Genomic DNA, 23,626 nt, shown 5'->3' on the forward strand with positions numbered 1-23,626 from the left:
TCAGTACATCTAGACGGCCGCCGCGTCGTGGAAGACGGCCTCGACGTTGTTGCCGTCGGGGTCACGGACGAACGCCCCGTAGTAGCCGGGGTGGTATTCGGGCCACACCCGCGGCGCGTGCAGCGACTCGGCGCCCAGTGCCAGCGCCGCGTCGTAGAACGCCTGCACAGCGTCCCGGTCCGCCGCGCGAAACGCACAGTGCACCTCACGATTCGGCCCGTCGGCGTTACCGGCGGACGCATCGGCGATCCAGAAGTCCGGCCGCCCGTCGCGGCCGTATCCGATCGCTACTCCGTAGTCCAGTTGTCGGGTGTAGCCGAGGACACCGAGGACGCGGTCGTAGAACTCCTGCGACCGGGCCCAGTCGTGGCAGTTGATTCCCACGTGATCGATCATCGGGCCACCGTACATTCGAGGTATGACAACCGACATCGACTTCGATCTGGTCATCCGTAACGGCACGGTGGTCGACGGACTCGGCAGCCAACCCTTCGCCGCCGACGTCGCCGTCAAGGACGGGGTCATCGTCGAGATCGGCACGGTCGCCGGCACCGGCGCCCGCGAGATCGACGCCGACGGACTGCTGGTGACACCCGGTTTCGTCGACCTGCACACCCACTACGACGGGCAGGCGATCTGGAGCGACCGCCTCACGCCGTCGTCCGCGCACGGCGTCACTACCGCGGTGATGGGCAACTGCGGTGTCGGCTTCGCGCCCTGCCGACCGGACGACCACGAGGTGTTGGTGGACGTCATGGCCGGGGTCGAGGACATCCCCGGCGTGGTGATGGTCGACGGGCTGCCGTGGACCTGGGAGACGTTCCCCGAGTTCCTCGACGCGCTCGACGCGCGACGGCGGGACATCGACGTGGCCGCGTTCCTGCCGCACTCGCCGCTGCGGGTCTACGTGATGGGCCGCCGCGGCGCCGACCTGGAGGCCGCGACCGCCGAGGACCTGGCCCTGATGCGCAAGCTCGCCGCCGAGGCCGTCGAGGTCGGGGCGCTGGGATTCGCGACGTCACGGTTCACCATCCACAAGACCGAGAGCGGCCGCCCCATCCCCAGCTACGACGCGGGCCAGGCGGAGATCGAGGCGATCGCCCGCGGGATCGCCGACTCCGGCGGCGGGCTGATCCAATTCGTGCCCGACCTGGTGGCCGGCGACTACCAGCCCGTCCTGCAGACCGTCTTCGACGTGGCCGCCGATGTCGGGTTGCCGGTGACGTTCACCCTCGCCATCGGCAACGCCGGGCCGCCGTTCTTCCTCGACGCACTGACCATGGTGGAGAAGGCCAACGCCGACGGCGGGGACATCACCGCGCAGATCTACCCGCGCCCCATCGGCCTGGTGCTGGGCCTGGAACTTTCGGGCAACCCGTTCGTGCTGTACCCCAGCTATCAGGAGATCGCCCACCTGCCGCTGGCCGAACGGGTTGCCGAGATGCGCAAACCCGAGGTGCGACAACGGATTCTGTCGGACTCCCCTGGCGAAGGACACCCGCTGATGTTCGCTGCACAACTGTGGAACTGGATGTTCCCGATGGGTGATCCGCCGAACTACGAACCGGACCCCGCCGACAACATCGCGGCCCGGGCCCGGGCACGCGGTGTCAGCCCGCTGGAGGAGGCCTATGACCGCGTCCTCGACGACGACGGCCACGCCATGTTGTTGGTGACGCTGGCCAACTTTCGCGACAACTCGCTGGACACCGTGGCCGAGTTGATTCGCCGCGAGGACGTGGTGCTGGGTCTCGGCGACGGTGGGGCGCACTACGGCATGATCTGCGATGCCTCGTTCCCGACGTACATGCTGACCCACTGGGTGCGCGACCGCGCCTCGGGACGGCTGTCGATCGCCGAGGCGGTGCGTGAGCTCACCTCTGTACCGGCGCGCGTCGCCGGCTTGCAAGACCGCGGCCGAATTGCCAAGGGCTACAAGGCCGACCTCAACGTGATCGACGCCGACGGACTCCGGTTGCATCGCCCCACCGTCGTCCACGACCTGCCCGCCGGCGGGCGCCGCCTGGACCAGACCGCGGACGGTTACGTCGCGACCATCGTCGCCGGCGAGGTGATCGCCGAAAACGGCGTGCCCACCGCGGCGCGGCCCGGGAAGTTGGTCCGTGGCCGGCAGCCCGCCCCGGAGGGCGCGGCATGAGCACGACGGTGGATCTCCTCCGCCTCACCGAGGCGTTGGCCGACTTCGACCATGCCTTCCTGATCACCGTCGGCGACGGCGGCAAACCGCACACCGTGATGGTCGAACCCGCTCTCGTCGACGGCGTCCTGGACGTGGGCGCGGTGGGCGAGCGCACCAGCACCAATGTCGAGCGGCAAGCCGACGTCACGCTGCTGTGGCCGCCCCGCGAGCCCGGCGGCTACGCCCTGATGGTCGACGGCCGCGCCGAGCCCGTCGAGCAGGGCGGCCTGCGGGTCACGCCGACCAAGGCGCTGCTGCACCGCAAAGCCGCCCCCGGTTCCGCGGCCGCCGAAAGCGGTTGTCTGCACGACTGTGTGGTGTTCAAGGCTTAGTCCGTGGTCAGGGTCAGGTCCCACTGCTCCAGGTAGGGCCGCAGCAAGGTCACCACGACAGCAATACCGGGCAAGTTGCCGTTGACGACTCCCACCGCCGACGCCGAGCCGTCCGGTTCGAGCCGGTACACGGGGCTTCCGGAGTCGCCGGGCTCCGCACGGCCGGTGATGAGTATCAGTCCCGTCATGTCACGGAAGCGTGCACCCGAGTGCAGAGCGGGCGAGATGGTGCCGCACTGGAAGCCGCTGGTCTTGCCGTCGAAACACAAGGTGTCCTCGGCCAAGAGGTGCTTCGCCACCCCGGTGACGTCCCGTTCGGTCAAAATCCTCGGGTCCCGGCGCGGTCCGTCGTCGTCCAGCCGGATCGCGGCGATGTCCGGGCCCCAGCGGCCCTCGTGCACCGTGTGCGCGAACCGGCCGATCTTGCGGAGGTTCCCCGTGATGCGGTAGGACATCGCGACGTCCCCGCCCTGGTTGCAGTGTCCGGCGGTCAAGGCGTACTGCGCGCCGTCGGCGCCGCTGGCGAGGAACCCGAGGGTGCACGCCTTGGCCTCGCCGCCGTCGGCATCGTCGACCACGATTCCCGCGCCGGGCGAGACGGCCGTGGCGGCGGGCTTCAGGCTCGGCGCCACCGTGATCACGACCACGATCACGGCCACGACGCAGACGGCACCGAAGAGCACCCGCACCATCCGCCGGCCTTGGGGCGTCACACCACCATCAGTCACAGCGGTGATGTTATGCGCGGATCGCTTCGGCCGTGCTCACCCGGACAACCTCGCCGTCTCGGCCCGCCCGCGCGCCACACCGCGCCAGCGCGGACTCCAGCTCGTCACCGGGCCGGTTGTGGTGACTCAGATGCACTGCGACGACGTCGGTATCGTCGTGCACGGCCCGGGACTTTCGCAGTCCCGCCAGGGTCTTCGCGAACGTCGGCAGGTCGTGGTGGTCGGTGCCGTGGTCGGTCTTGGGTCCGAAGGTCTGCTCCAGGAACACGGCGTCGAAGCCCGCACCGGCAATCGCGGCGCAGGTATCGGTGGGCAGCGGCCCGGTATCGGTGGCCCAGAGAAACCTCGCGTCGCCACGGGATATGTCGTAGAGCACCGCGGGGTCCCCCATCACACCGGCATGCGCGGCGGCCAACACCCGCACGGTGTATCCGCCGTCCAGCCTCAGCTCGTCGCCGGAGTGCACTGCGCGGAACACGATCGGGTCGGTGGGCCCCACCCAGTCGCGGCACTGCGCCAGCACGTCGGGCGGGCCCAGAACCTCCAGCGGCGCTGCGGCGTCGACCCAATGCCGCATGACCAGTGCCGCGGGCCCGACGTGGTCGAAATGGCCATGGGTGAACAGGATCTGGCGGACACCGGCCAGGGTGCGTCCGTACCGCAGCGCGGCGCGCGGCGCCTCGGGGCCGCAGTCGATCAGCATCGCGTCGTCGACCAGCGCGGCGGTCTGGCCGCGAATCTCCCCGGACCGCAGCGCCCACCGGCACGAGCGGCACTCGCAGAACGGGCTCGGCCATCCGTCGGCGCTGCCGGTGCCCAACAACAGCACCTCCATCAGCGGGTCCCGTCCCGGACCGGCAGCACGGCGATGTTCGCGCCCCGCTGCACCACCTCCACCCGGGCGTCGTACACGTCGGCAATCCGTTGTGCGGTAAGAACTTCGGCCGGAGCGCCGTCGGCGACGACGCGGCCGGAGCGCAGCATGACCATCCGGTCCGCGTACTGGCCGGCCAGCGTCAGATCGTGCATGGCCGCGATCACCGTGATCCCGTCGGCGCTCCGCATCCGATCGACCAACTCCAGCACCTGCTGTTGATGACCGACGTCGAGCGCACTGGTGGGCTCGTCGAGAATCAACACCGACGGCTGCTGGGCCAGCGCGCGCGCCAGCACCACCCGCTGCAGTTCACCACCGGACAGCTCGGTGACCAGCCGGTCCGCGACATCCCCCAGCTCGAGCCGGTCGATCACGTCGCGGACCACGTCCCGGTCGGCGGCCGAGGGCATGGCGAACCTCGGAATGTGCGGGGTCCTGCCGAGGGTGATCAGCTCGGTGACGCTGACCCCCTCGGGCACGGTGGGCCGCTGGGGCATCAGCGCCACCACCGCCGCGATCTGCGGACGCCGCGCGCCCAGCGGATCCAGCCCGGCCACGCGCACCGCGCCGGTCAACCGCGTGTCCTTGCCCGGCTGGATCAACCCGGCCAAGACGTGCAGCAGCGTCGTCTTGCCGGCCCCGTTGGGACCCACCACGCTGACCCATTCGCCCTGGGCGACAGTCAGGTTCACCCCCTCCAGCACCGCTACCTCGCCGCGGAGCACCTGCAGGCCAACGCAACTCACGTGGGCCTCGACACCGGTCATGACATGCTCCGGCTGCGCCGCAGCACCATCAGGAAGAACGGGGCGCCGACGGCCGCGGTGACCACGCCGATCGGCAGCTCGGCCGGGGCCATCACCCACCGCGCCAGCACGTCGGCAAGCATCAGGAAGGCGGCCCCGAACAACACCGACAGCGGCAGCAACAGCCGATGCCCCGGCCCCACCAGCAACCGAACCGCGTGCGGCACCACGATGCCGACGAACCCGATCAACCCGCTGACGCTGACCACCGCGGCGGTGCCCAGGGTCGCGACCGCGACCAGGAGCAGCCGCACCCGGCGCGGGTCGACTCCCAGGCTGGCGGCCTCGATGTCGCCGACGGCCATCACGTCGAGGATCCGGGCGAACAGCACGATCACCACCACGGTGAGGACCACGTAGGGCAGCGCCACGGCCACCTCGGTCCAACCGTTGGTGCTCAGCCGCCCCAGCAACCAGCTGTACACCTGCCGCATGGAGTCGTCGTACCGCTGCTGCAGAAAAGTCTGACCCGCGTTGGCGAAGGCTGCCACCGCGACACCCGCCAGGATGATCACCACTTCGGTGCGACCGCCGCCCACGCCGCGACCCAACAGATAGGTGGCGGTCACCGCCAGCACGCCGCCGAGGAACGCCGCCAGCGGAACGGCGAAGGTCATTGCGGCAAAACCGAATACGATCATCGCGGTCGCGCCCAGCCCGGCCCCGCTGGACACCCCCAGCAGGTAGGGGTCGGCGAGCGGGTTGCGGAACACACCCTGGTAGGCGGCGCCGGCGATGGCCAGGGTGCCGCCGACCAGCGCCCCCAGCACCACCCGCGGCAGCCGGATCTGCCAGAGCACGGCGTGCTGGGCCGCGGTGAGGCCATGGTCGACCTCGACGCCGGGCAGCGCGTCGATCAACGCCAGCAGCACACCGCGGGCGGGCAGGTCGGCCGGCCCGACGAAGATCGCCAGCAGCGCGGCCCCCACCGCGCCGGCGATGGCCGCGGCCACCACCGCTGCGCGGCGTCGCTCAGTTCGGCGCCGGGACAGCGTGGACCTCGGAGATGACTGCGCCGATCCGCTCGACCGTGTCGACGACGCGCGGGCCCCACCGACTCGCGACGTCGGCGTCGAGTTCGTAGATGCGGCCGTCGCGCACGGCGGCCACCTCGGCCCATCCGGCCCGGTTGGCCACGGTCTCCGCGGTCACGCCGCAGCACTGCACGTCGGCCAGGAAGATCAGGTCCGGATCGGCGGTGACGACGAACTCCTCGGACAGCTGCGGATAGGCGTCGACCCCGCTGCCGTCGGCGATGTTGGTCAGCCCGAACAGGCCGTAGAGCTGCCCGACGAAGGAGTCCCCCGACGCGCTGAACAACGTCGGATCGAGTTCGTGATAGTAGGTCAGCTCGCTGCGCGGGGTGTTCTCGACCACTTCGTCGATCTGGGCGCGCATCCGGGCCACCACCTCGGCGGCGTCACCGATGCGTCCGGTCTCCGCGCCGATCTGCTCGATCTGGGCGTAGGCGTCGTCGAGGGTGCTCGGGGCGGGCTGGGACAGCAGCGGGATCCCGGCGGCCTGCAGCCCCGACACCAGGTCGTCGGGGGCATCGGCGGTGATCACCAGGTCCGGCTCGTAGGACACGATCGCCTCGATGTTCGGGGTGAAGCCGGATAGGTCTTCCTGCCTCGGCACGTCGGCGGGGTGGTTCGATTCGCCGTCGACGGCGATCACCTGCGGACCCGCGCCGATGGCCCACAGCGTCTCGGTCGCCGAGGGGCTCAGCGAGACGACGCGTTGCGGCGTTGCCTGCGCGTCGGTTTCGGCGGGTTGGGTGTCGGAGCCGCACGCGGCGACCAGCCCGGCGGCGAGCAGGGCGCAGAGCAGCGCCGAGAAGCGGCGCGCGGTTTTCATCAGAGCCACGTCCTTCGTCCGAGGAGTTCGTCTGACCGCGGTTCAGCTGACCTGGCTCGTCCGTACCCGAGGGTGTCGGCTTCACAGTTGCGGGACAGCGCCGGTTTCGACCGGACTTCACTGGACACCACGGCCCCGGCAACGCCGGGCAACGCGAGCCTATCCCACCGCGTAGGCGGCTTTTGATCAGCGCGCGCGCAACCGTAGCGCAGGGGGCGCCGGCTGTGGCCTAACTGAAAGGCGTGACTCTCCTCGACGAACGCGTGCCCGCGGACGACAACCCGGACACCGCGATCACCCCGCAGGCCCGCACGGCGCTGTGGGCCAGCCTGGTCGGCACCACCATCGAGTGGTACGACTTCTTCCTCTACGCCACCGCCGCCAGCCTGGTGTTCAACCAGGCGTTCTTCCCGGACCAGACCACGTTCGTCGGCACCATGCTGTCGTTTGCGACCTTCGCCGTCGGCTTCGTGGTGCGGCCCATCGGCGGCTTCGTGTTCGGTCACATCGGCGACCGGATCGGCCGGAAGAAGACCCTGGCGTTGACGATGGTGCTGATGGGCGTGGCGACCGCGCTGATGGGTGTCCTGCCGACCGCCGCGCAGATCGGCGTGCTGGCACCCTTCCTGCTGCTGTTGCTGCGCATCGTGCAGGGCTTTGCGCTCGGCGGCGAGTGGGCCGGCGCGGTGCTGCTGGCCGTCGAGCACGGCCCGGCGCGGCGGCGCGGGCTGTTCGGCAGCATCCCCCAGGTGGGGCTGGCGCTGGGGCTGGCACTGGGCACCGGAGTGTTCGCGCTGTTGCAGGTGGTGCTGCCCGACGATGCCTTCCTGACCTACGGATGGCGGATCGCGTTCCTATTCAGCATCGTGTTGGTGATCTTCGGTGTCGTGGTGCGGCTGAAGGCCAGCGAGACACCGTCATTCGAGAAGGTGCGCGACACCGGCGACCGCGCGGCCGTCCCGCTGCGCGAGGTGTTCCGTCCGCCGGCGCTGCGCTCGACGGTGCTGGGCATGCTGTCCCGCTGGGGCGAGGGGGCGGCTTTCAACACCTGGGGCGTGTTCGCGATCGCCTACGCCACAACGACATTGGGCCTGGGTAAGGTGCCCGTGCTGATCGCGGTAACGGTGTCGGCGCTGGTGATGGCGGCACTGCTGCCGGTTTCCGGGCTGCTGGTCGACCGGTTCGGCGCCAAGCGGATCTACACCATCGGCATCGCGGCCTACGCCGCCGCGGTGTTCCCGGTGTTCACCTTGTTCGGCACCGGCAATTTCGCGCTGTACACCGTGGGGATGCTGGTGGTGTTCGGCGTGATCCACGCGCTGTTCTACGGTGCGCAGGGCACGCTGTACGCGTCGCTGTTCCCGGCCCGGATCCGCTACACCGGGCTGTCGACGGTCTATCAGCTGTCCGGGGTGTACTCCTCGGGTCTGACCCCGATGATCCTGACGGCGTTGATCGCCGCGGCCGGCGGTTCCCCGTGGCTCGCCTGCTCGTACCTGGTGGGTACCGCGCTCATCAGCGTGATCGCGACGCTGCTGCTCAAACCCACACCGCTGCACCAACTTTGAGCGAAGACGAAAAAGCCCGGTCCCCCGAGGGGGACCGGGCTTTCCCGATAGATAGCGCGGGACTTCTTAGAAGTCCATGCCGCCCATGCCACCGGTCGGGTCGCCGACAGGAGCGGCGGCCTTCTCCGGCTTGTCAGCGACGACGGCCTCGGTGGTGAGGAACAGCGCCGCGATGGACGCCGCGTTCTGCAGCGCCGAGCGGGTGACCTTCACCGGGTCGGCGACGCCGGCCTTGAGCAGGTCCTCGTACTCGCCGGTGGCGGCGTTGAGGCCGACACCCGCCTTCTCGTTGGTGACCTTCTCGGCGACAACGCCCGGCTCCAGGCCGGCGTTGAAGGCGATCTGCTTCAGCGGAGCCGACAGCGCAACCTTGACGATGTTGGCACCGGTGGCCTCGTCGCCGTCGAGCTTGAGCGCGTCGAGCGCCGGAGCCGACTGCAGCAGGGCGACGCCACCACCGGCGACGATGCCCTCCTCGACGGCAGCCTTGGCGTTGCGGACCGCGTCCTCGATGCGATGCTTGCGCTCCTTGAGCTCCACCTCGGTGGCGGCGCCGGCCTTGATCACCGCAACACCGCCGGCCAGCTTGGCCAGGCGCTCCTGCAGCTTCTCGCGGTCGTAGTCGGAATCGCTGTTCTCGATCTCGGAACGGATCTGAGCCACCCGGCCGGCGATGGCGTCGGAGTCACCGGCGCCCTCGACGATGGTGGTCTCGTCCTTGGTCACGACGACCTTGCGGGCCTGGCCCAGCAGCGCGATGTCGGCGGTCTCGAGCGACAGACCGACCTCTTCGCTGACGACCTGACCACCGGTGAGGATGGCCATGTCCTGCAGCATCGCCTTGCGACGGTCACCGAAGCCCGGGGCCTTGACGGCGACGGACTTGAAGGTGCCGCGGATCTTGTTGACCACCAGGGTCGACAGGGCCTCGCCCTCGACGTCCTCGGCGATGATCAGCAGCGGCTTGCCGGACTGGATGACCTTCTCCAGCAGCGGCAGCAGGTCCTTGACGGTCGAGACCTTCGAGCTGACCAGCAGGATGTAGGGATCCTCCAGGACGGCTTCCTGACGCTCGGCGTCGGTCACGAAGTAGCCCGAGATGTAGCCCTTGTCGAACCGCATGCCCTCGGTGAGCTCGAGCTGCAGGCCGAAGGTGTTGGACTCCTCGACGGTGATGACACCCTCGTTGCCCACCTTGTCCATGGCCTCGGCGATCAGGTCACCGATGGTCTGGTCGCCCGCAGAGATACCGGCGGTGGCGGCGATCTGCTCCTTGGTCTCGACCTCCTTGGCCGACTTGAGCAGGTTCTCGGCCACGGTCTCGACGGCCTTCTCGATGCCGCGCTTCAGGCCGAGCGGGTTGGCGCCGGCCGCGACGTTGCGCAGACCCTCGCGAACCAGCGCCTGGGCCAGCACGGTGGCGGTGGTGGTGCCGTCGCCCGCGACGTCGTCGGTCTTCTTGGCAACTTCCTTGACCAGCTCAGCGCCGATCTTCTCGTACGGATCCTCGAGCTCGATCTCCTTGGCGATGGACACACCATCGTTGGTGATCGTGGGGGCGCCCCACTTCTTCTCGAGGACGACGTTGCGGCCCTTGGGCCCCAACGTCACCTTTACCGCGTCGGCGAGGGCGTTGAGTCCCCGCTCGAGGCCGCGACGGGCCTCTTCGTCGTACGCAATTGTCTTAGCCATTGCGAAGTGTTCCTCCGAATTGGGGATGCACGTGCTCTTGGTCGGGCGCAGTGCCCGCGACGGACGGCCCGGGTGTGCCCCGCTGTGCGGACCCTTGCCTCACCGTCCCGACCTAGCACTCGCCGGTCGCGAGTGCCAACTGCATTCTTAGCACTCTCACCTGCCGAGTGCAAGACAGTTCGGCTCTCGGCTGAGCGGGCCACCGACCCGGCCCGCCGCGATGCTTGCTCGTCCGCCGTCGGGGACTCCCCACGCCCCGGTCCGCGAGCCGCGACAATGACCACGGCCGGCAACGACGGCCCCGCCCGCCTGGCGCGATGCGCGACCGGCCGCGACGACACGCGCTCCCGACACGCCGCGCCCGAATACCCACGCCGAATGCGTTGCATTAGGCTGCATTCCGTTCCAGAGAGGAGTCATCGGGTGCGGGCTGACGCAGCGCCCAGCACCCAGGCATTGCGGGGCTGGCAGCGACGGGCTTTGGTGAAATACCTGGCCGCCAAACCGCGAGACTTCCTGGCCGTCGCGACCCCGGGCGCCGGCAAGACCACCTTTGCCCTGCGCCTGGTCGCCGAGCTGCTGGCCGAGCGCACCGTGGAGACCGTCACCATCGTCGTCCCCACCGAGCACCTCAAGATCCAGTGGGCCAACGCCGCGGCCCGCTTCGGCCTGGCCCTGGACCCCAAGTTCAGCAACTCCTCGGCGCAGACCTCCTCGGAGTATCACGGCGTCGTCGTCACCTATGCACAGGTGGCCAGCCACCCGACCCGGCACCGGGTCCGCACCGAGAACCGCAAGACCATGGTGGTCTTCGACGAGATCCACCACGGTGGCGACGCCAAGAGTTGGGGCGACGCCATGCGCGAGGCCTTCGACGACGCCACCCGGCGCTTGGCGCTGACCGGGACCCCGTTCCGCAGCGACGACAGCCCCATCCCGTTCGTCAACTACGAGACCGACCCCGCGGGCTTCCAGCGCTCGGTGGCCGACCACGTGTACGGCTACGCCGAAGCCCTGGCCGACGGCGTCGTGCGTCCGGTGGTGTTCATGGCGTACTCGGGTGAGGCCCGCTGGCGCGACAGCGCCGGCGAGGAGCACGCGGCCCGCCTCGGTGAACCGCTCACGGCGGAGCAGACCGCGCGCGCTTGGCGTACCGCGTTGAACCCGGCCGGCGACTGGATGCCCGCGGTGATCGCGGCCGCCGACAAGCGCCTGCAGCAGAAGCGCGCGCACGTGCCCGACGCCGGCGGCATGATCATCGCGTCCGACCAGACCGCTGCGCGCGCCTACGCCGAACTGCTTCGCAAGATCACCGGTGAGACGCCGACCCTGGTGCTCTCCGACGACCCCGGCTCCTCGGACCGCATCACTGAGTTCTCCGAGTCGACGTCGCGCTGGCTGGTCGCCGTCCGGATGGTCTCCGAGGGGGTCGACGTTCCGCGGTTGGCGGTCGGCGTGTACGCCACCAGCGCGTCGACCCCGCTGTTCTTCGCCCAGGCCATCGGTCGGTTTGTGCGGTCCCGGCGCCCGGGCGAGACCGCCAGCATCTTCCTGCCGTCGGTGCCGAATCTGCTGCAACTCGCCAGCGAGCTCGAGGAACAGCGCAACCACGTCCTCGGCAAGCCGCATCGTGAGAACTCCGACGAGGACCCGCTGGACGCCGAACTGCGCGAACAGCGCAAGGACGAGCCCGGCGAGCTCGACAACGGCTTCGAGTCGCTGGGCGCCGAGGCCGAACTGGATCAGGTGATCTTCGACGGCTCCTCCTTCGGCACCGCGACGCCCGCGGGCAGCGAGGAAGAAGCGGACTATCTGGGCATCCCGGGTCTGCTGGACGCCAACCAGATGCGTGACCTGCTCAGTCGCCGCCAGGACGAACAGCTGCAGAAGCGCACCGCGACCGGCGAGCTGCCGAAGGTCGCCTCGACGCACGGTCAGCTGCGCGAGTTGCGCCGCGAGCTCAACGCCCTGGTGTCGGCCACCCACCACAAGTCGGGCAAGCCACACGGCTGGATCCACAACGAGCTGCGGCGTCGGTGCGGCGGTCCGCCCGTGGCCGCCGCCACCCGCGACCAGCTGAAAGCCCGAATCGAAGCGGTCCGCGTGCTGCACCGCGAGCTCTAGATTTTCTTACTGTTTCTTAATGTGCGGTCCCGTCCTGGGGCCGGTTCTTGTCGGTGGGTCGAACTAGTGTTCGAAGTATGGGTAGGGATGCGTTCAGCGACCGGGACACGGTGCTGACGTGTCTGGCCGAACTGGAGGCCACCCACGCCCGCCTGGAGCAGTGCTCCTTGGACGGTTTCACCGGCGAAGAACTCGTAGCGGTACTGCGGCGCCGGGAGGTGCTGGCCCGCCGCGCCCCTGTCGTCGACCAGCGCATCGTGGCTCGCCTGGTCGCCGACGGCAACCCCGGCGCCCTGGGCGCCACCACCGTGGCCGAGGCCCTGACCGAACACCTGCGCATCAGCCGCGGCCAAGCCCGGCGCCGCGTCACCGAAGCCGCCCAACTGGGCCCGCGCACCAGCCTCACCGGCCAACCGCTGCCCCCGCTGCTCCCGGCGCTGGCCGCTGCCCAAGCCGCCGGGCAGATCGGGCCGGAACACCTCGACATCGCCCGCAAGGCCTACGCCAAAATCCCCGCCGCCGTGCCCGCCGACCTCCGCGCCACCGCCGAAGCCGACCTGGCCGCCATGGCCACCCGCTTCGGCCCGGCCGCCTTCGCCAAACTCGCCGAGCACCTGCTGACCGTCCTGGATCCCGACGGCGACGTCACCGACCGCGACCGCCGCGCCCAACGCCGCGCCCGCCTGGGCCGCCAACGCCCCGACGGCATGTCCACCCTGCACGCGCTCATCACCCCCGAACTGCGCGCCACCCTGGAACCGATCTTCGCCAAACTCGCCGCACCGGGCATGTGCAACCCCGCCGATGAACACCCCTGCCTGACCGGCAGCCCCACCGAAACCCACATCCTCGCCGACGACCGCACCCCCGACCAACGCCACCATGACGCCCTGACCGCCATGAGCCGCGCCCTGCTGGCCTGCGGCGACCTCGGCCAACTCAACGGCCTCCCCGTCACCGTCATCGTCACCACCACCCTGGCCGAACTGCACACCGCCGCCGGCGAACCCGAACCCGCCGCTTCGGCGACCACTACCGCAGCGCCACAACGAAAACCGTTGACCGGCAAAGCACTCACCGCCGGCGGCACCATCCTGCCCATCAGCGACCTGCTCCGCATGGCCAGCCACGCCTACCACTACCTGACCATCTTCGACGACACCACCGGCCGCCCCCTATGGCTCGGGCGCACCAAACGCCTGGCCACCGCCGACCAACGCATCGTCCTACACGCCCGCGACCACGGCTGCACCCGCCCCGGCTGCACCACCGCCGGCTACCACACCCAAGTCCACCACCTACGCGACTGGGCCCACGACGGCCCCACCGACATCAACAACCTCGCCCTGGCCTGCGGCCCCGACAACCGCATGGCCACCACCGAAAACTGGACCACCCAACTCAACAACACCGGCCGCGTCGAATGGATCCCACCCCCACCCCTAGAACGCGGCCAACCCCGCACCAACCCCTACCACTTCATCGAAGACCTCATCGACTACCACCACACCAACACCGCACCCCCACCACCGGGGAGTCCGCCCCACACCAACTCAGAGCCCGTATCTGACCCGAACCCAGGCTCGACCGACCTCGACACCCCGAATGACCCACTGCCCGAACCCGATTACTTCTGGGACGACGGACCCCTACCCGGCGAACCCGGATACGACGAACTCCTCGAAGCCCACCACCGCGCCTACGAAACCATGGACCTACAAGCCCTCGACCCCGACTACGAACACCTCCCCTGGGTATACACCTGACACCCGGGAACTCAGCGTCCGGCACCGAGCGGAACGCATACCGGAAACAGTTGGTAGGCACCGCGAATGCCCTTCAGGTCGACCTCGCGGGGCGGACCGAATTCGATGTCCGCCTCGGCGTCCGCAGTGTCCTCGACCGCCGCCCGCACAGCCTCGGTCACCAGGACCTCCCCGCCGGCGGCCTGATCGGCGACCCGCGCGGCGATCGCCACGTTCCTGCCGAACAGGTCGTCACCGCGTCGCACCGAACTGCCCAGGTGGATTCCGATCCGCACCCGTATCGCCCGGCGCCGGTCGATACGTTCCTCCAAGGCCCGCTGAATACCGATGCTGCACAACACCGCCTGCGTGGCCGCCCCGAAGGCGATCATGAATCCGTCGCCCTGGTTCTTCACCACGTGCCCACCGTGCTCGCCAACCAGCTTGACCACCAGGCGGTTGTGCCGCTCGAGCACCTTGATCCACTCCCGATCCCCGAGCGCCTCGTTGAGTTCGGTGGAACCCTCGATATCGGAGAAGGCGATGACGACGTCGCCGTCGGCGGTCAGGCGCGCCAGATCGGGCCGCTCCACCTGCGCCCAGCCTGCGAGGTCCTCGATGGAGTTCCGGACGGTAGCGCCAATTCCCTTGCTCAGCAACGAATCCGCGGTCTGCCATACCGTCTTGATCGCCAGCGGCGCCACACCGAGCCGACGCCGCCGCCGTCCCTGTTCCTCCCGCAGGCGTTCGATCTCCGCCCGCGCCGAGCCCAGTTGCCGACGCGACACGATCAGCAGCACCGTCAGCGTGACGATCGCGGACAGCGCGACGACACCGACCGCCGACACCACGACCACGTCCATCCACCGACCCTAAACGTTGTCCCGCGCCGGCAGGCGACCCGTTCCTACAAGCCGAGCAATTCCGGTAGGTCGGCCACGGAGTCGATGACGTGGCTGGGCTGCATGGCGAACTCGTCGGCGGCCCAACGGTCCAGAGTGGCCTGCCGGAACTTGCCGGTCCGCACCAGCACCCCGGTCATGCCGACCACCTGCCCGGCCAGCACGTCGTTGTTCAGATCGTCGCCGACCATGTACATCTCGTCGGGCTCGACGCCGAGACGCGCGGCCGCGGCCAGGAATCCTTCGGGCGCGGGCTTGCCCACCGCGATCGCGTTGCGGCCGCTCACCTCCTCCAGCCCCAGCAGATACATGCCCGTGTCGATGCGCAGCCCGTCGCTGGATTCCCATGACGTGCTGCGGTGCATCGCGACCACGGGCACCCCCTGGGCCATCCAGTCGTACACCCACGACAGCGTGACGTGGTCATATTCGGGCCCCGCCCCACCGAGCAGCACCACATCGGGTGTCTCGGGCATCGGTCCGCCGCGGGTATCGACCGACGAGACCAGGTCCACCCCCGGCATGTCGTCGGCGATGTCGCCGCTGTTGACCAGAAAGCAGCGCGCCCCGGGGTAGCGGTCGCGGACGAAGTCGGCGGTCAGCACGGCCGCGGTGATGACGTCATCGGGTCCGACGGCCATCCCGGCCTCGGTGAGCAACTCGGCGATCTGGCCGCGGGTGCGGGTGGTGGTGTTGGTCAGATACGACCGCGCGATCTGCCGATCCGCCAGGATCCGCAGCGTTTCCGCGGCGCCCTCGATCGGCCGCCACGACGTCACCAGCACGCCGTCGATGTCAAAGAGCACTCCGCCGATGGCCATGGTGCGACATTAGGCGTAGTCGGCCGCCTCAGCTATGTGTGGGCCCACACACTGCGCGCCACCCACGGTGACGCGACGGCCGCGACGGTCCAGGCCCACTCGGCCGGCACGTCGATCACCACATAACGCTTGGTGCCCGCGGCGGTGGCCGCCACCAGGGTCGCCACGTGGGCCCGGCGTTGAAAGTACGTCTGCCGCACGGTCCAGCCGATGATGCCCGCCGTCTGGACACAGTCCCGCCGCCGCTCCACGCTGCCGCTGCGCGCGACCAACCAGCGTTCGTCGACCCGGTGGCCCAGTGCGCGCACCCGGTCCATCGCCAGCCACACGGACAGCACCATCACCCCCGCCCACAGGGGCCAGACCCACCCCGGCACCCCGACCGTCACCGCACCGACCGCCAGCGCCACGCCGGCCACGGCGGGCAGGACCAGGGCGCGAAACCACCGGCGGCGCACCGCCGCCGGGCCGTGCGCCACCAACGGCCCCGAAACCACCTCGGTTTCGCCGACCAGCCCGGTGAGCACCCGATGAGCGGTCTCGGACGGACACGGCGGCAGCAGCAACGACGACTCCCCCACCCCGGCGACGCCGGTCATCACCGCGTCCAGCCGGGCCCCGCCCATGGCGCGCACCAGCAGCGGCTCACGCAGCGTGCCACCGCGCAGCCGGCGCAGGTCGTAGGTGTACTCGCGGACCCGCAGCAGACCGTGGGTCAGATGCAAGGTGTCGACGCGATGGGTCAGCACCAGGTTGCCGTAGGTCAACAGCGAGCGGCCGACCGCCAGCACCACCGAGGCCAGCACGACGACGCCGACGACCGCCGCGACGGTGGCTGCGGTGCCCAACCGGGCGGCGGCGTCGAGCCCCGACTGCACCGCCGCCGATTCCCGCAGGGCCTCACCGAACCCGGCCTGAAAGACCAGCCCGAGGCCGGCCGCGATGGTGACCAGCCCGGACCAGCTCAGCGGGCTGTACCGCAGCCAGGACGGCTTCCAGGAGGCCAGCACCGTCCCGGCGGCGGCCGGACGCAAGGGATCGGCCTGCACGGCGTCGGCCAGCAGCACCGACCGCAGCTGCTCGACCCGCTCGGTCTCCACCGCATCGAGTTCAAAGGCGTTGTCACCCCGCGCTTCCTGCCCCGTGCTGACCCGCAGCACGGTCAGGCCGAGCAACCGGTGCAGCAGCCGCGCCTCCGTCTGCACCGACCGAATCCGGTTGCGCGGCACCGACAGCGTGTTGCGCTGCAGCACACCGGTGCGCAGCGAGACGTCCTGATCGTCGATGCGGTAGGTGGTGGTGAACCACCGGGCCAGGCCGATACCGACGATGAAACCGACGCCCAGCAGCATCCACAACGGGTTCTGGGTGGCCGAACCCAGCACGACGGACCCGACCAGCAACGGGATCTGGCGCAACACCTCGTGCACCGGATGCACCAGCAGCATCCGGGGCGAAAGCCGTTGCCACTCAGAGCCGCTAGGGGTGGTCATGTGGCATCGTGAGCGCCGAGCGCGGCGATGTCGGTCAATTGGGCCACCACCTGATCGGCGACCGGGGCATCCAGCGCGACGATGTGCACGGCACCGGCCGACGACGCCGTCGTCACCGTGACGTTGGCCAGGCCGAACAGCCGATCGAGCGGGCCGCGGTAGGTGTCGACGGTCTGCACCCGCGAGATCGGCGCGATCCGCCGCTCCTGGGTCAGCCAGCCCGTCCGGGTGTACACCGCCTGCGGGCTGATCTCCCAGCGATGCACCCGATACCGCCACAGCGGCGCGACCACCACCGAGATCACCGCTCCCAGCACCGTGAACAGCGCGGCCAGCCCGTGCAGCCACGGCCACCGGCCGTCGAGGACGAACCAGATCAGCTGCGCAAACGCGAAGATCAGCCACGGGACCGCCGCGCCCAACGCCCACACCACCGGCGCGCTGCGGCTGGGCGGATAGGCCGGATCCCTCATCATCTGCAGTGGTGCACCCATGACTAGAGCATGCCCCACGTATCTTCTAGTCATGAGCCAGAAGTGGACAGAAGCACAGGTTCCCGACCAGACCGGGCGCGTCGCGATCGTGACCGGCTCCAACACCGGCCTGGGATACGAGACCGCTCGGGCCTTGGCGGCCCGCGGCGCCAAGGTGGTGCTGGCCGTCCGCAACGTCGAGAAGGGCAACGCCGCGGCCGCCAAGATCGTCGGCCTCTCGCCGCGCGCGGACGTCACGGTACAACCGCTGGACCTCGGCTCGCTGCAGTCGGTGCGCACCGCGGCCGCCGAGCTCAAGGCCGCCCATCCGCGCATCGACCTGCTGATCAACAACGGTGGGGTGATGTACCCGCCCAAGCAGATCACCGCCGACGGCTTCGAATTGCAGTTCGGCACCAACCATCTGGGCCATTTCGCGCTGACCGGCCTGCTGCTCGACCAGATCCGCGACGTCGAGGGGGCGCGGGTGGTGGTGGTCGCCAGCATTGCGCACAACATCCAGGCCGGCATCAACTTCGACGACCTGCAGTGGGAACGCAGCTACAACCGGGTCGCCGCGTACGGCCAGTCGAAGCTGTCCAACCTGATGTTCGCCTACGAGCTGCAGCGCCGCCTGGCCGCGGCCGGCGCCCCGGCGATCGCGGTGGCCGCGCACCCGGGCATCTCCAATACCGAGCTGATGCGCCACATCCCCGGCTCCAGCCTGCCGGGTTGCCGGCAGTTCGCCGGGCTGGTCACCAACAGCCCCGCCAGGGGTGCGTTGGCCACGCTGCGGGCGGCCACCGATCCGGCCGTCGTCGGCGGCCAGTACTACGGCCCGGCCGGCTTCCGCGAACTGCGCGGCCACCCGGTCCTGGTGAAGTCCAACAAGAAGTCCCACGACGTGGCGGTGCAACAACGGTTGTGGGCCGTCTCCGAGGAGCTCACCGGCGTCACCTTCGACATCTGACATGCGCACCGTCACCGAACATCAACGCGTCGTCGCCGAGCTCATCACCGCCCGGCCGCCCGTGACGCTGCCGCTGTCCGAGGCCGAGGCCCTGGTGCTCGCCGCCGACGTGGTCGCCGGCCTCTCGCTGCCCGGGTTCGACAACTCGGCGATGGACGGCTACGCGGTCCGGGCCGAGGACGTCGCCGCCGCCTCCGCCGACACCCCGGTGAAACTGCCTGTCGCCGAGGACATCCCGGCCGGACGGACCGACCCGCTGACACTGAAGCCCGGCACCGCGCACCGGATCATGACCGGCGCACCATTGCCCGCGGGCGCCACCGCGGTGGTCCCGGTGGAGGCCACCGACGCGGGCACCGAGACCGTCGAGATCCGCGCCGCCGCCGCAGCGGGCCGCCACATCCGTCGCGCCGGTGAGGACGTCACGGCGGGCACCACGGTGCTGCGCGCCGGTCAGGTCGTCACGCCGGCGGCGCTGGGCCTGGCCGCGGCGCTGGGCATCGGCGAGCTGTCGGTGCGACCCCGGCTGCGGGTTTTGGTGATGTCCACCGGCACCGAACTGGTGGCGCCGGGCACGCCGCTGCAGCCCGGACAGATCTACGAATCCAACGCGGTCATGCTGGCCGCCGCGGTCCGCGAGGCCGGTGCCGACGTCGTCGCCGCCCCGATGGCCGGCGACGACGTCGACGAGTTCCGCGCGGCGTTGCAGGCCCACGTCGGGGACTCGGATCTGATCATCACCACCGGCGGGGTCAGCGCCGGCGCCTACGAGGTGGTCAAGGACGCCCTCGGCGGACAGGTCGACTTCGTCAAGGTCGCGATGCAGCCCGGCATGCCGCAGGGCGCCGGCTTCGTCGTCGTCGACGGGCCGGACGGGCAGCGGCAGGTGCCGATCATCACGCTGCCCGGCAACCCGGTGAGCGCGCTGGTGTCCTTCGAGGTGTTCATCCGCACTCCGCTGCGGGCCGCGATGGACCTGCCCGCGCCGGGCCGGCCGCAATCCGAGGCCGTGCTGGCCGAGCGGTGCACCTCCCCACCCGGCAAGCGGCAGTTCCGGCGCGGCGTGCTGGACCCGGCGACGGGCACCGTCACCAGCTACGGACCGCCGGCCTCGCATCACCTGCGCTGGCTGGCCTCGGCGAACTGCCTCCTGGAGATACCGGAGGACGTCACCGACATCGACGCCGGCGCGCCGGTGCGGGTCTGGGTCCTCGGTGGCGAATAGGTCCGCGGTCGGCCGCACTACATAGAATGGCCCACGTGGCCAGACGCCCTCGCACGTCCGAAGCTCCGCGTTTCGACGCTGCTCACTTCAGCCAGCTTGTCCGTTCCCAGGTCCCGCCGATGCATCCGGCCGGCATCCCGTTCGTCGGCGCCGGCCTGGCCGTCGCCGCGCTGGGCCGGCGCCGCCGTTGGGTGTGGACGGCCGGCCTGGCCGCCGCCGCGGCCAACGCGGCCTTCTTCCGGCACCCGCCCCGGGTCCCGCCGACCCGGCCGGGGGTGGTCGTCGCCCCGGCCGACGGGCAGGTGTGCCTGATCGAGAACGCCACCCCGCCGCCGGAACTCGGACTGCCCGACGAACCGCTGCCGCGGGTGAGCATCTTCTTATCGGTGCTCGACGCGCACGTGCAGCGCGCGCCGATCAGCGGCGAGGTGGTGGCCGCGGTGCACCGCCCCGGGCTGTTCGGCACCGCCGACCTGCCCGCCGCCAGCGCCGACAACGAACGCAACAGCCTGGTGATCCGGACCCCCGAGGGCGCCGAGGTCATCGCCGTGCAGATCGCGGGCCTGGTGGCCCGGCGCATCGTCTGCGACGCCCGGGTCGGCGACAAGATCGACATCGGCGCCACCTACGGCCTGATCCGGTACGGATCGCGGCTGGACACCTACCTGCCGGCCGGATCCAAGGTGCTGGTCTCGGTCGGCCAGCGCGCCGTCGGCGGCGAGACCGTGATTGCCGAGTTGCCGTGAAACCACGCATCCACCCCGGGCAGGCGACCCGACTGCTGCCCAGCGCGATGACGGTTGCCGCGATCTGCTTCGGATTGTCGGCGGTGAAGTTCGCCCTCGACGGCCGCTACACCGAGTCGATGGCGTTCCTGGCCGTCGCGGCCATCCTCGACGCGCTCGACGGCCGGATGGCGCGACTGCTCAAGGCCACCTCGAAGATGGGCGAGGAGATCGACTCGCTGGCCGACGCGGTCAACTTCGGGGTGGCCCCGGCCCTGATCGTCTACGCGGCGCTGCTGCCGGAAGCCCGGATCGGCTGGATCGTGGTGCTGCTCTACGCAGTGTGCATCGTGCTGCGGTTGGCCCGCTACAACGCGATGCTCACCGGCGAACAGCCCGAGTACGAGAAACAGTTCTTCACCGGCATGCCGGCCCCGGCCGGGGCCATCGGCGCCATCGGCCCGCTGGCCGCCAAGATGCAGTTCGGCGACGGCTGGTGGACCTCGGAGATCGCGGTGTCGATCTGGATGATCGGCGTTTCGCTGCTGGTGGTCAGCACCATCCCGATGCGCAAGATCCACACCTTCGCCATCCCGCCCCGGATGGTGGTCCCGCTGCTGGCGCTGCTGGCCATCGGCGTGGCGGCCTCCATCCAATACGGCTACCTGGTGATCCTGGCGATCATCGCGGCCTACGTCATCCACATCCCGTTCGCGGTGCGCACCAAGGACTGGCTGTCCAAGCACCCCGAGGTGTGGGACGACCAACCCAAGCAGCAACGGCAGGCGCGCCGGGCCATCCGCCGCGCCAACCACCCGAACCGTCGCCTGGTGCGGCGCCGGTCCTCGGCCCGGCTCGGCCTGCGCAGACCGGGTGGCCCGTGAGCCAACTGTCGCTGACGGCCCGGCTGAACACCTCCGCGCTGGACGCCCGCCGCGGCGTCGTCCGACTACACCCGGAAGCCGTTGCCGCCCTGGGCATTCGGGAATGGGACGCGGTGTCGTTGACGGGTGCGCGCACCACCGCCGCCGTCGTCGGCCTGGCCGGCCCGGGCGTGCCGGCCGGCACCGCTCTGCTCGACGACGTCACGCTGTCCAACGCCGGCCTGCGCGAGGACGCGACGGTGGTGGTGGCTCCGGTGACGGTGCACGGCGCAAAATCGGTGACGGTCACCGGATCCGGCCTGGCCACCCACTCGGTGACGTCGGCCACGCTGCGGCAGGCCCTGCTGGGCAAGGTCATGACCGTCGGCGACACGGTGTCGCTGCTGCCCCGGGACCTGGGCCCCGGCACCTCGACCTCCGCGGCGAGTGCGGCGTTGGCCGCCGCGGTCGGCATCACCTGGACCTCGGAGCTGCTCACGGTAACCGCCGTGGACCCCGCCGGGCCCGTGAGCGTGCAACCCAACTCCGTCGTCGGCTGGGGCAACGGGACCCCGGCGCAGGCGCAGGCGCCGGGCAGCCAAACTCCCCCGACCGAGCACGCCCTCGACGACCTCAAGGGCGCCCACACCCAGGCCGGCAAGCTCACCGAATGGCTCAAGCTTTCGCTGGACGAACCGGGCCTGCTCGAAACCCTGGGCGCCCCGGCACATCTCGGGGTCCTGGTGACGGGTCCGGCGGGCGTCGGCAAGGCCACCATGGTGCGGACGGTGTGCGCGCAGCGCCGCGTCGTCGAACTCGACGGACCCGAGGTGGGCGCGCTGGCCGCCGACGACCGGCTGCGCACCGTCACCGAGGCGGTCGCGGCGGTACGCAGCGGCGGCGTGCTGCTGATCACCGACATCGATGCGCTGTTGCCGGCCGGCGCCGACGGTCGGCCCGAACCGGTGTCGAGCCTGATCCTGACCGAGTTGCGCGGCGCGGTCGGCACCGCCGGCGTCGCCTTCGTCGCGACCTCCGCGGTCCCGGACAGCCTGGACGGCCGACTGCGCGCGCCGGATCTGTGCGATCGCGAGCTGGGCCTGACGCTACCCGACGCCGCCACCCGCGCGCAGCTGCTCGAGGTGCTGTTGCGCGGCGTGCCCACCGACCCGGACACCGGCCTGGAACTGACCGAGATCGCCGGGCGCACACCCGGTTTCGTGGTCGCCGACCTGCAGGCGTTGGTGCGCGAGGCGGCACTGCGGGCGGCCTCGCGGGCCAGCGCCGACGGCGCCCCGCCGGCCCTGACCCAGGACGACCTGGCCGGCGCGCTGACCGTCATCCGGCCGCTGTCACGCTCGGCTACCGAGGAGGTGTCGGTGGGGTCGGTGACGTTGGACGACGTCGGCGACATGGTGGCCACCAAGCAGGCCCTTACCGAGGCGGTGCTGTGGCCGCTGCAGCATCCCGACACCTTCGCCCGGCTCGGGGTCGACCCGCCGCGCGGCGTGCTGCTCTACGGGCCGCCCGGCTGCGGCAAGACCTTCGTGGTGCGCGCGCTGGCCAGCACCGGACGGCTGTCCGTGCACGCGGTCAAGGGCGCCGAACTGATGGACAAGTGGGTGGGCTCCTCGGAGAAGGCGGTGCGGGAGCTGTTCCGGCGCGCCCGTGACTCCGCGCCTTCGCTGGTGTTCCTCGACGAGATCGACGCAATGGCTCCGCGCCGCGGGCAGAGCTTCGACTCCGGGGTCACCGACCGGGTGGTGGCCGCGTTGCTGACCGAACTCGACGGCATCGAGCCGCTGCGCGACGTCGTGGTGCTCGGCGCGACCAACCGGCCGGACCTGATCGACCCCGCGCTGTTGCGCCCCGGCCGGCTGGAGCGACTGGTGTTCGTCGAGCCACCCGACACCGAGGCGCGCCGCGAAATCCTGGCCTCGGCGGCCAAGTCGGTCCCGCTGGTGACCGAGGGCGACCAGGCCGTCGACCTCGACGCCATCGCCACGGAGCTGGACGGCTACAGCGCCGCCGACTGCGTTGCGCTGCTGCGGGAAGCGGCGCTCACCGCGATGCGTCGCTCCATCGATGCCGCCGACGTCACGCTGGCCGACGTGCAGGCCGCGCGGCAGACCGTGCGGCCCTCGCTGGACCCGATTCAGGTCGAGGCGCTGCGCGCCTTCGCCGACAACCGGTAGCCGGTGCCACCGATAGCGGGCGGCGTTCGG

21 protein-coding genes are annotated in these 23,626 nt (G+C 70.4%); 10 read left to right on the forward strand and 11 right to left on the reverse strand.

The window, feature by feature from the left end:
- Positions 1 to 9: 9 nt before the first annotated feature.
- Complete coding sequence (locus R2K23_RS19380) at positions 10 to 396, reverse strand: VOC family protein (RefSeq protein ID WP_316511841.1); 387 nt, start codon at positions 394 to 396, stop codon at positions 10 to 12.
- Positions 397 to 430: 34 nt separating this feature from the next.
- Here R2K23_RS19380 and R2K23_RS19385 point away from each other — a divergent pair, with 34 nt between their 5' ends.
- On the forward strand, positions 431 to 2,158 hold the full coding sequence (locus R2K23_RS19385) for an N-acyl-D-amino-acid deacylase family protein (protein ID WP_316517421.1): 1,728 nt from the start codon (positions 431 to 433) through the stop codon (positions 2,156 to 2,158).
- Positions 2,155 to 2,532, forward strand: a complete 378-nt coding sequence (locus tag R2K23_RS19390; RefSeq protein ID WP_316511842.1) for a pyridoxamine 5'-phosphate oxidase family protein — start codon at positions 2,155 to 2,157, stop codon at positions 2,530 to 2,532. Before R2K23_RS19385 ends, R2K23_RS19390 begins: the two co-directional genes overlap by 4 nt.
- Here R2K23_RS19390 and R2K23_RS19395 read toward each other — a convergent pair.
- Genes R2K23_RS19395 through R2K23_RS19415 form a run of 5 tightly spaced genes read right to left on the reverse strand, consistent with a single transcriptional unit; the run spans position 2,529 to position 6,800 of the window.
- On the reverse strand, positions 2,529 to 3,260 hold the full coding sequence (locus R2K23_RS19395) for a chymotrypsin family serine protease (RefSeq protein ID WP_316511843.1): 732 nt from the start codon (positions 3,258 to 3,260) through the stop codon (positions 2,529 to 2,531). The two genes, R2K23_RS19390 and R2K23_RS19395, sit on opposite strands and share 4 nt — an antisense overlap.
- A gap of 10 nt (positions 3,261 to 3,270) precedes the next feature.
- Entirely contained in the window at positions 3,271 to 4,095 is an 825-nt protein-coding gene (locus R2K23_RS19400) for an MBL fold metallo-hydrolase (protein ID WP_316511845.1), read from the reverse strand.
- The gene (locus R2K23_RS19405) at positions 4,095 to 4,904 is read right to left on the reverse strand and encodes an ABC transporter ATP-binding protein (RefSeq protein ID WP_316511846.1); all 810 of its coding nucleotides are present in this window, start codon (positions 4,902 to 4,904) and stop codon (positions 4,095 to 4,097) included. The genes R2K23_RS19400 and R2K23_RS19405 overlap by 1 nt, the downstream gene beginning before the upstream one ends.
- Positions 4,901 to 5,899, reverse strand: a complete 999-nt coding sequence (locus R2K23_RS19410; RefSeq protein ID WP_316511847.1) for a FecCD family ABC transporter permease — start codon at positions 5,897 to 5,899, stop codon at positions 4,901 to 4,903. The genes R2K23_RS19405 and R2K23_RS19410 overlap by 4 nt, the downstream gene beginning before the upstream one ends.
- Positions 5,900 to 5,915: 16 nt before the next feature.
- Positions 5,916 to 6,800 carry an ABC transporter substrate-binding protein gene (locus tag R2K23_RS19415; protein WP_316511848.1) on the reverse strand — a complete coding sequence of 295 codons (885 nt, stop codon included), beginning with the start codon at positions 6,798 to 6,800 and terminating at the stop codon, positions 5,916 to 5,918.
- Positions 6,801 to 7,063: 263 nt separating this feature from the next.
- Between R2K23_RS19415 and R2K23_RS19420 the strand changes: the two genes are divergently transcribed.
- Positions 7,064 to 8,368 (forward strand): MFS transporter, encoded by a 1,305-nt coding sequence (locus tag R2K23_RS19420; RefSeq protein WP_316517423.1) that lies wholly within the window; start codon positions 7,064 to 7,066, stop codon positions 8,366 to 8,368.
- Positions 8,369 to 8,434: 66 nt separating this feature from the next.
- Here the strand turns inward: R2K23_RS19420 and groL are convergent, their stop codons facing one another.
- Entirely contained in the window at positions 8,435 to 10,060 is a 1,626-nt protein-coding gene (gene groL / locus R2K23_RS19425; RefSeq protein ID WP_316511849.1) for a chaperonin GroEL, read from the reverse strand.
- A 423-nt stretch (positions 10,061 to 10,483) separates the two neighbouring features.
- Here groL and R2K23_RS19430 point away from each other — a divergent pair, with 423 nt between their 5' ends.
- Both R2K23_RS19430 and R2K23_RS19435 read left to right on the forward strand, forming a co-directional pair.
- Positions 10,484 to 12,184: a DEAD/DEAH box helicase gene (locus R2K23_RS19430; RefSeq protein WP_316511850.1), complete on the forward strand. Its 1,701-nt coding sequence runs from the start codon at positions 10,484 to 10,486 to the stop codon at positions 12,182 to 12,184.
- Positions 12,185 to 12,261: 77 nt separating this feature from the next.
- Entirely contained in the window at positions 12,262 to 13,950 is a 1,689-nt protein-coding gene (locus R2K23_RS19435) for an HNH endonuclease signature motif containing protein (protein WP_316511852.1), read from the forward strand.
- 11 nt (positions 13,951 to 13,961) lie between these two features.
- Here R2K23_RS19435 and R2K23_RS19440 read toward each other — a convergent pair whose 3' ends face one another.
- The 4 genes from R2K23_RS19440 to R2K23_RS19455 are packed head-to-tail and all read right to left on the reverse strand — an operon-like array spanning position 13,962 to position 17,618.
- On the reverse strand, positions 13,962 to 14,792 hold the full coding sequence (locus R2K23_RS19440) for an adenylate/guanylate cyclase domain-containing protein (RefSeq protein ID WP_316511853.1): 831 nt from the start codon (positions 14,790 to 14,792) through the stop codon (positions 13,962 to 13,964).
- Positions 14,793 to 14,836: 44 nt separating this feature from the next.
- On the reverse strand, positions 14,837 to 15,652 hold the full coding sequence (locus tag R2K23_RS19445; RefSeq protein ID WP_316511855.1) for an HAD-IIA family hydrolase: 816 nt from the start codon (positions 15,650 to 15,652) through the stop codon (positions 14,837 to 14,839).
- 32 nt (positions 15,653 to 15,684) lie between these two features.
- Positions 15,685 to 17,145: a PH domain-containing protein gene (locus tag R2K23_RS19450; RefSeq protein WP_316511856.1), complete on the reverse strand. Its 1,461-nt coding sequence runs from the start codon at positions 17,143 to 17,145 to the stop codon at positions 15,685 to 15,687.
- Positions 17,142 to 17,618, reverse strand: coding sequence for a PH domain-containing protein (locus tag R2K23_RS19455; protein ID WP_316517424.1), 477 nt, complete (start codon positions 17,616 to 17,618; stop codon positions 17,142 to 17,144). Before R2K23_RS19455 ends, R2K23_RS19450 begins: the two co-directional genes overlap by 4 nt.
- A 52-nt stretch (positions 17,619 to 17,670) precedes the next feature.
- On the opposite strand from R2K23_RS19455, the gene R2K23_RS19460 reads away from it, so the two are divergent.
- From R2K23_RS19460 to R2K23_RS19480, 5 genes are read left to right on the forward strand one after another with little or no spacing between them, the layout of a single operon-like run.
- Positions 17,671 to 18,588, forward strand: coding sequence for an SDR family NAD(P)-dependent oxidoreductase (locus tag R2K23_RS19460; protein ID WP_316511858.1), 918 nt, complete (start codon positions 17,671 to 17,673; stop codon positions 18,586 to 18,588).
- 1 nt (position 18,589) lies between these two features.
- Entirely contained in the window at positions 18,590 to 19,813 is a 1,224-nt protein-coding gene (moeA, locus tag R2K23_RS19465) for a molybdopterin molybdotransferase MoeA (RefSeq protein WP_316511860.1), read from the forward strand.
- Positions 19,814 to 19,848: 35 nt separating this feature from the next.
- Positions 19,849 to 20,559 (forward strand): phosphatidylserine decarboxylase, encoded by a 711-nt coding sequence (locus R2K23_RS19470; protein ID WP_396892392.1) that lies wholly within the window; start codon positions 19,849 to 19,851, stop codon positions 20,557 to 20,559.
- Positions 20,556 to 21,422: a CDP-diacylglycerol--serine O-phosphatidyltransferase gene (gene pssA, locus R2K23_RS19475; protein ID WP_316511863.1), complete on the forward strand. Its 867-nt coding sequence runs from the start codon at positions 20,556 to 20,558 to the stop codon at positions 21,420 to 21,422. Before R2K23_RS19470 ends, pssA begins: the two co-directional genes overlap by 4 nt.
- Positions 21,419 to 23,596 (forward strand): AAA family ATPase, encoded by a 2,178-nt coding sequence (locus R2K23_RS19480; RefSeq protein WP_316511864.1) that lies wholly within the window; start codon positions 21,419 to 21,421, stop codon positions 23,594 to 23,596. Before pssA ends, R2K23_RS19480 begins: the two co-directional genes overlap by 4 nt.
- Positions 23,597 to 23,626 lie beyond the last annotated feature (30 nt).

Source organism: Mycolicibacterium sp. MU0050, from assembly GCF_963378085.1.
Lineage (GTDB): Bacteria > Actinomycetota > Actinomycetes > Mycobacteriales > Mycobacteriaceae > Mycobacterium > Mycobacterium wendilense.

What these genes read in the sequence shown, in the direction of transcription:
- groL (WP_316511849.1), bottom strand. Translation starts at nt 10,060, where the DNA reads ATGGCTAAGACAATTGCGTACGACGAAGAGGCCCGTCGCGGCCTCGAG.
- R2K23_RS19450 (WP_316511856.1), bottom strand. Translation starts at nt 17,145, where the DNA reads ATGACCACCCCTAGCGGCTCTGAGTGGCAACGGCTTTCGCCCCGGATG.
- moeA (WP_316511860.1), top strand. Translation starts at nt 18,590, where the DNA reads ATGCGCACCGTCACCGAACATCAACGCGTCGTCGCCGAGCTCATCACC.
- R2K23_RS19400 (WP_316511845.1), bottom strand. Translation starts at nt 4,095, where the DNA reads ATGGAGGTGCTGTTGTTGGGCACCGGCAGCGCCGACGGATGGCCGAGC.
- R2K23_RS19460 (WP_316511858.1), top strand. Translation starts at nt 17,671, where the DNA reads ATGAGCCAGAAGTGGACAGAAGCACAGGTTCCCGACCAGACCGGGCGC.
- R2K23_RS19415 (WP_316511848.1), bottom strand. Translation starts at nt 6,800, where the DNA reads ATGAAAACCGCGCGCCGCTTCTCGGCGCTGCTCTGCGCCCTGCTCGCC.
- R2K23_RS19445 (WP_316511855.1), bottom strand. Translation starts at nt 15,652, where the DNA reads ATGGCCATCGGCGGAGTGCTCTTTGACATCGACGGCGTGCTGGTGACG.
- R2K23_RS19455 (WP_316517424.1), bottom strand. Translation starts at nt 17,618, where the DNA reads ATGAGGGATCCGGCCTATCCGCCCAGCCGCAGCGCGCCGGTGGTGTGG.
- R2K23_RS19405 (WP_316511846.1), bottom strand. Translation starts at nt 4,904, where the DNA reads ATGACCGGTGTCGAGGCCCACGTGAGTTGCGTTGGCCTGCAGGTGCTC.
- R2K23_RS19435 (WP_316511852.1), top strand. Translation starts at nt 12,262, where the DNA reads ATGGGTAGGGATGCGTTCAGCGACCGGGACACGGTGCTGACGTGTCTG.
- R2K23_RS19380 (WP_316511841.1), bottom strand. Translation starts at nt 396, where the DNA reads ATGATCGATCACGTGGGAATCAACTGCCACGACTGGGCCCGGTCGCAG.
- R2K23_RS19440 (WP_316511853.1), bottom strand. Translation starts at nt 14,792, where the DNA reads ATGGACGTGGTCGTGGTGTCGGCGGTCGGTGTCGTCGCGCTGTCCGCG.
- R2K23_RS19390 (WP_316511842.1), top strand. Translation starts at nt 2,155, where the DNA reads ATGAGCACGACGGTGGATCTCCTCCGCCTCACCGAGGCGTTGGCCGAC.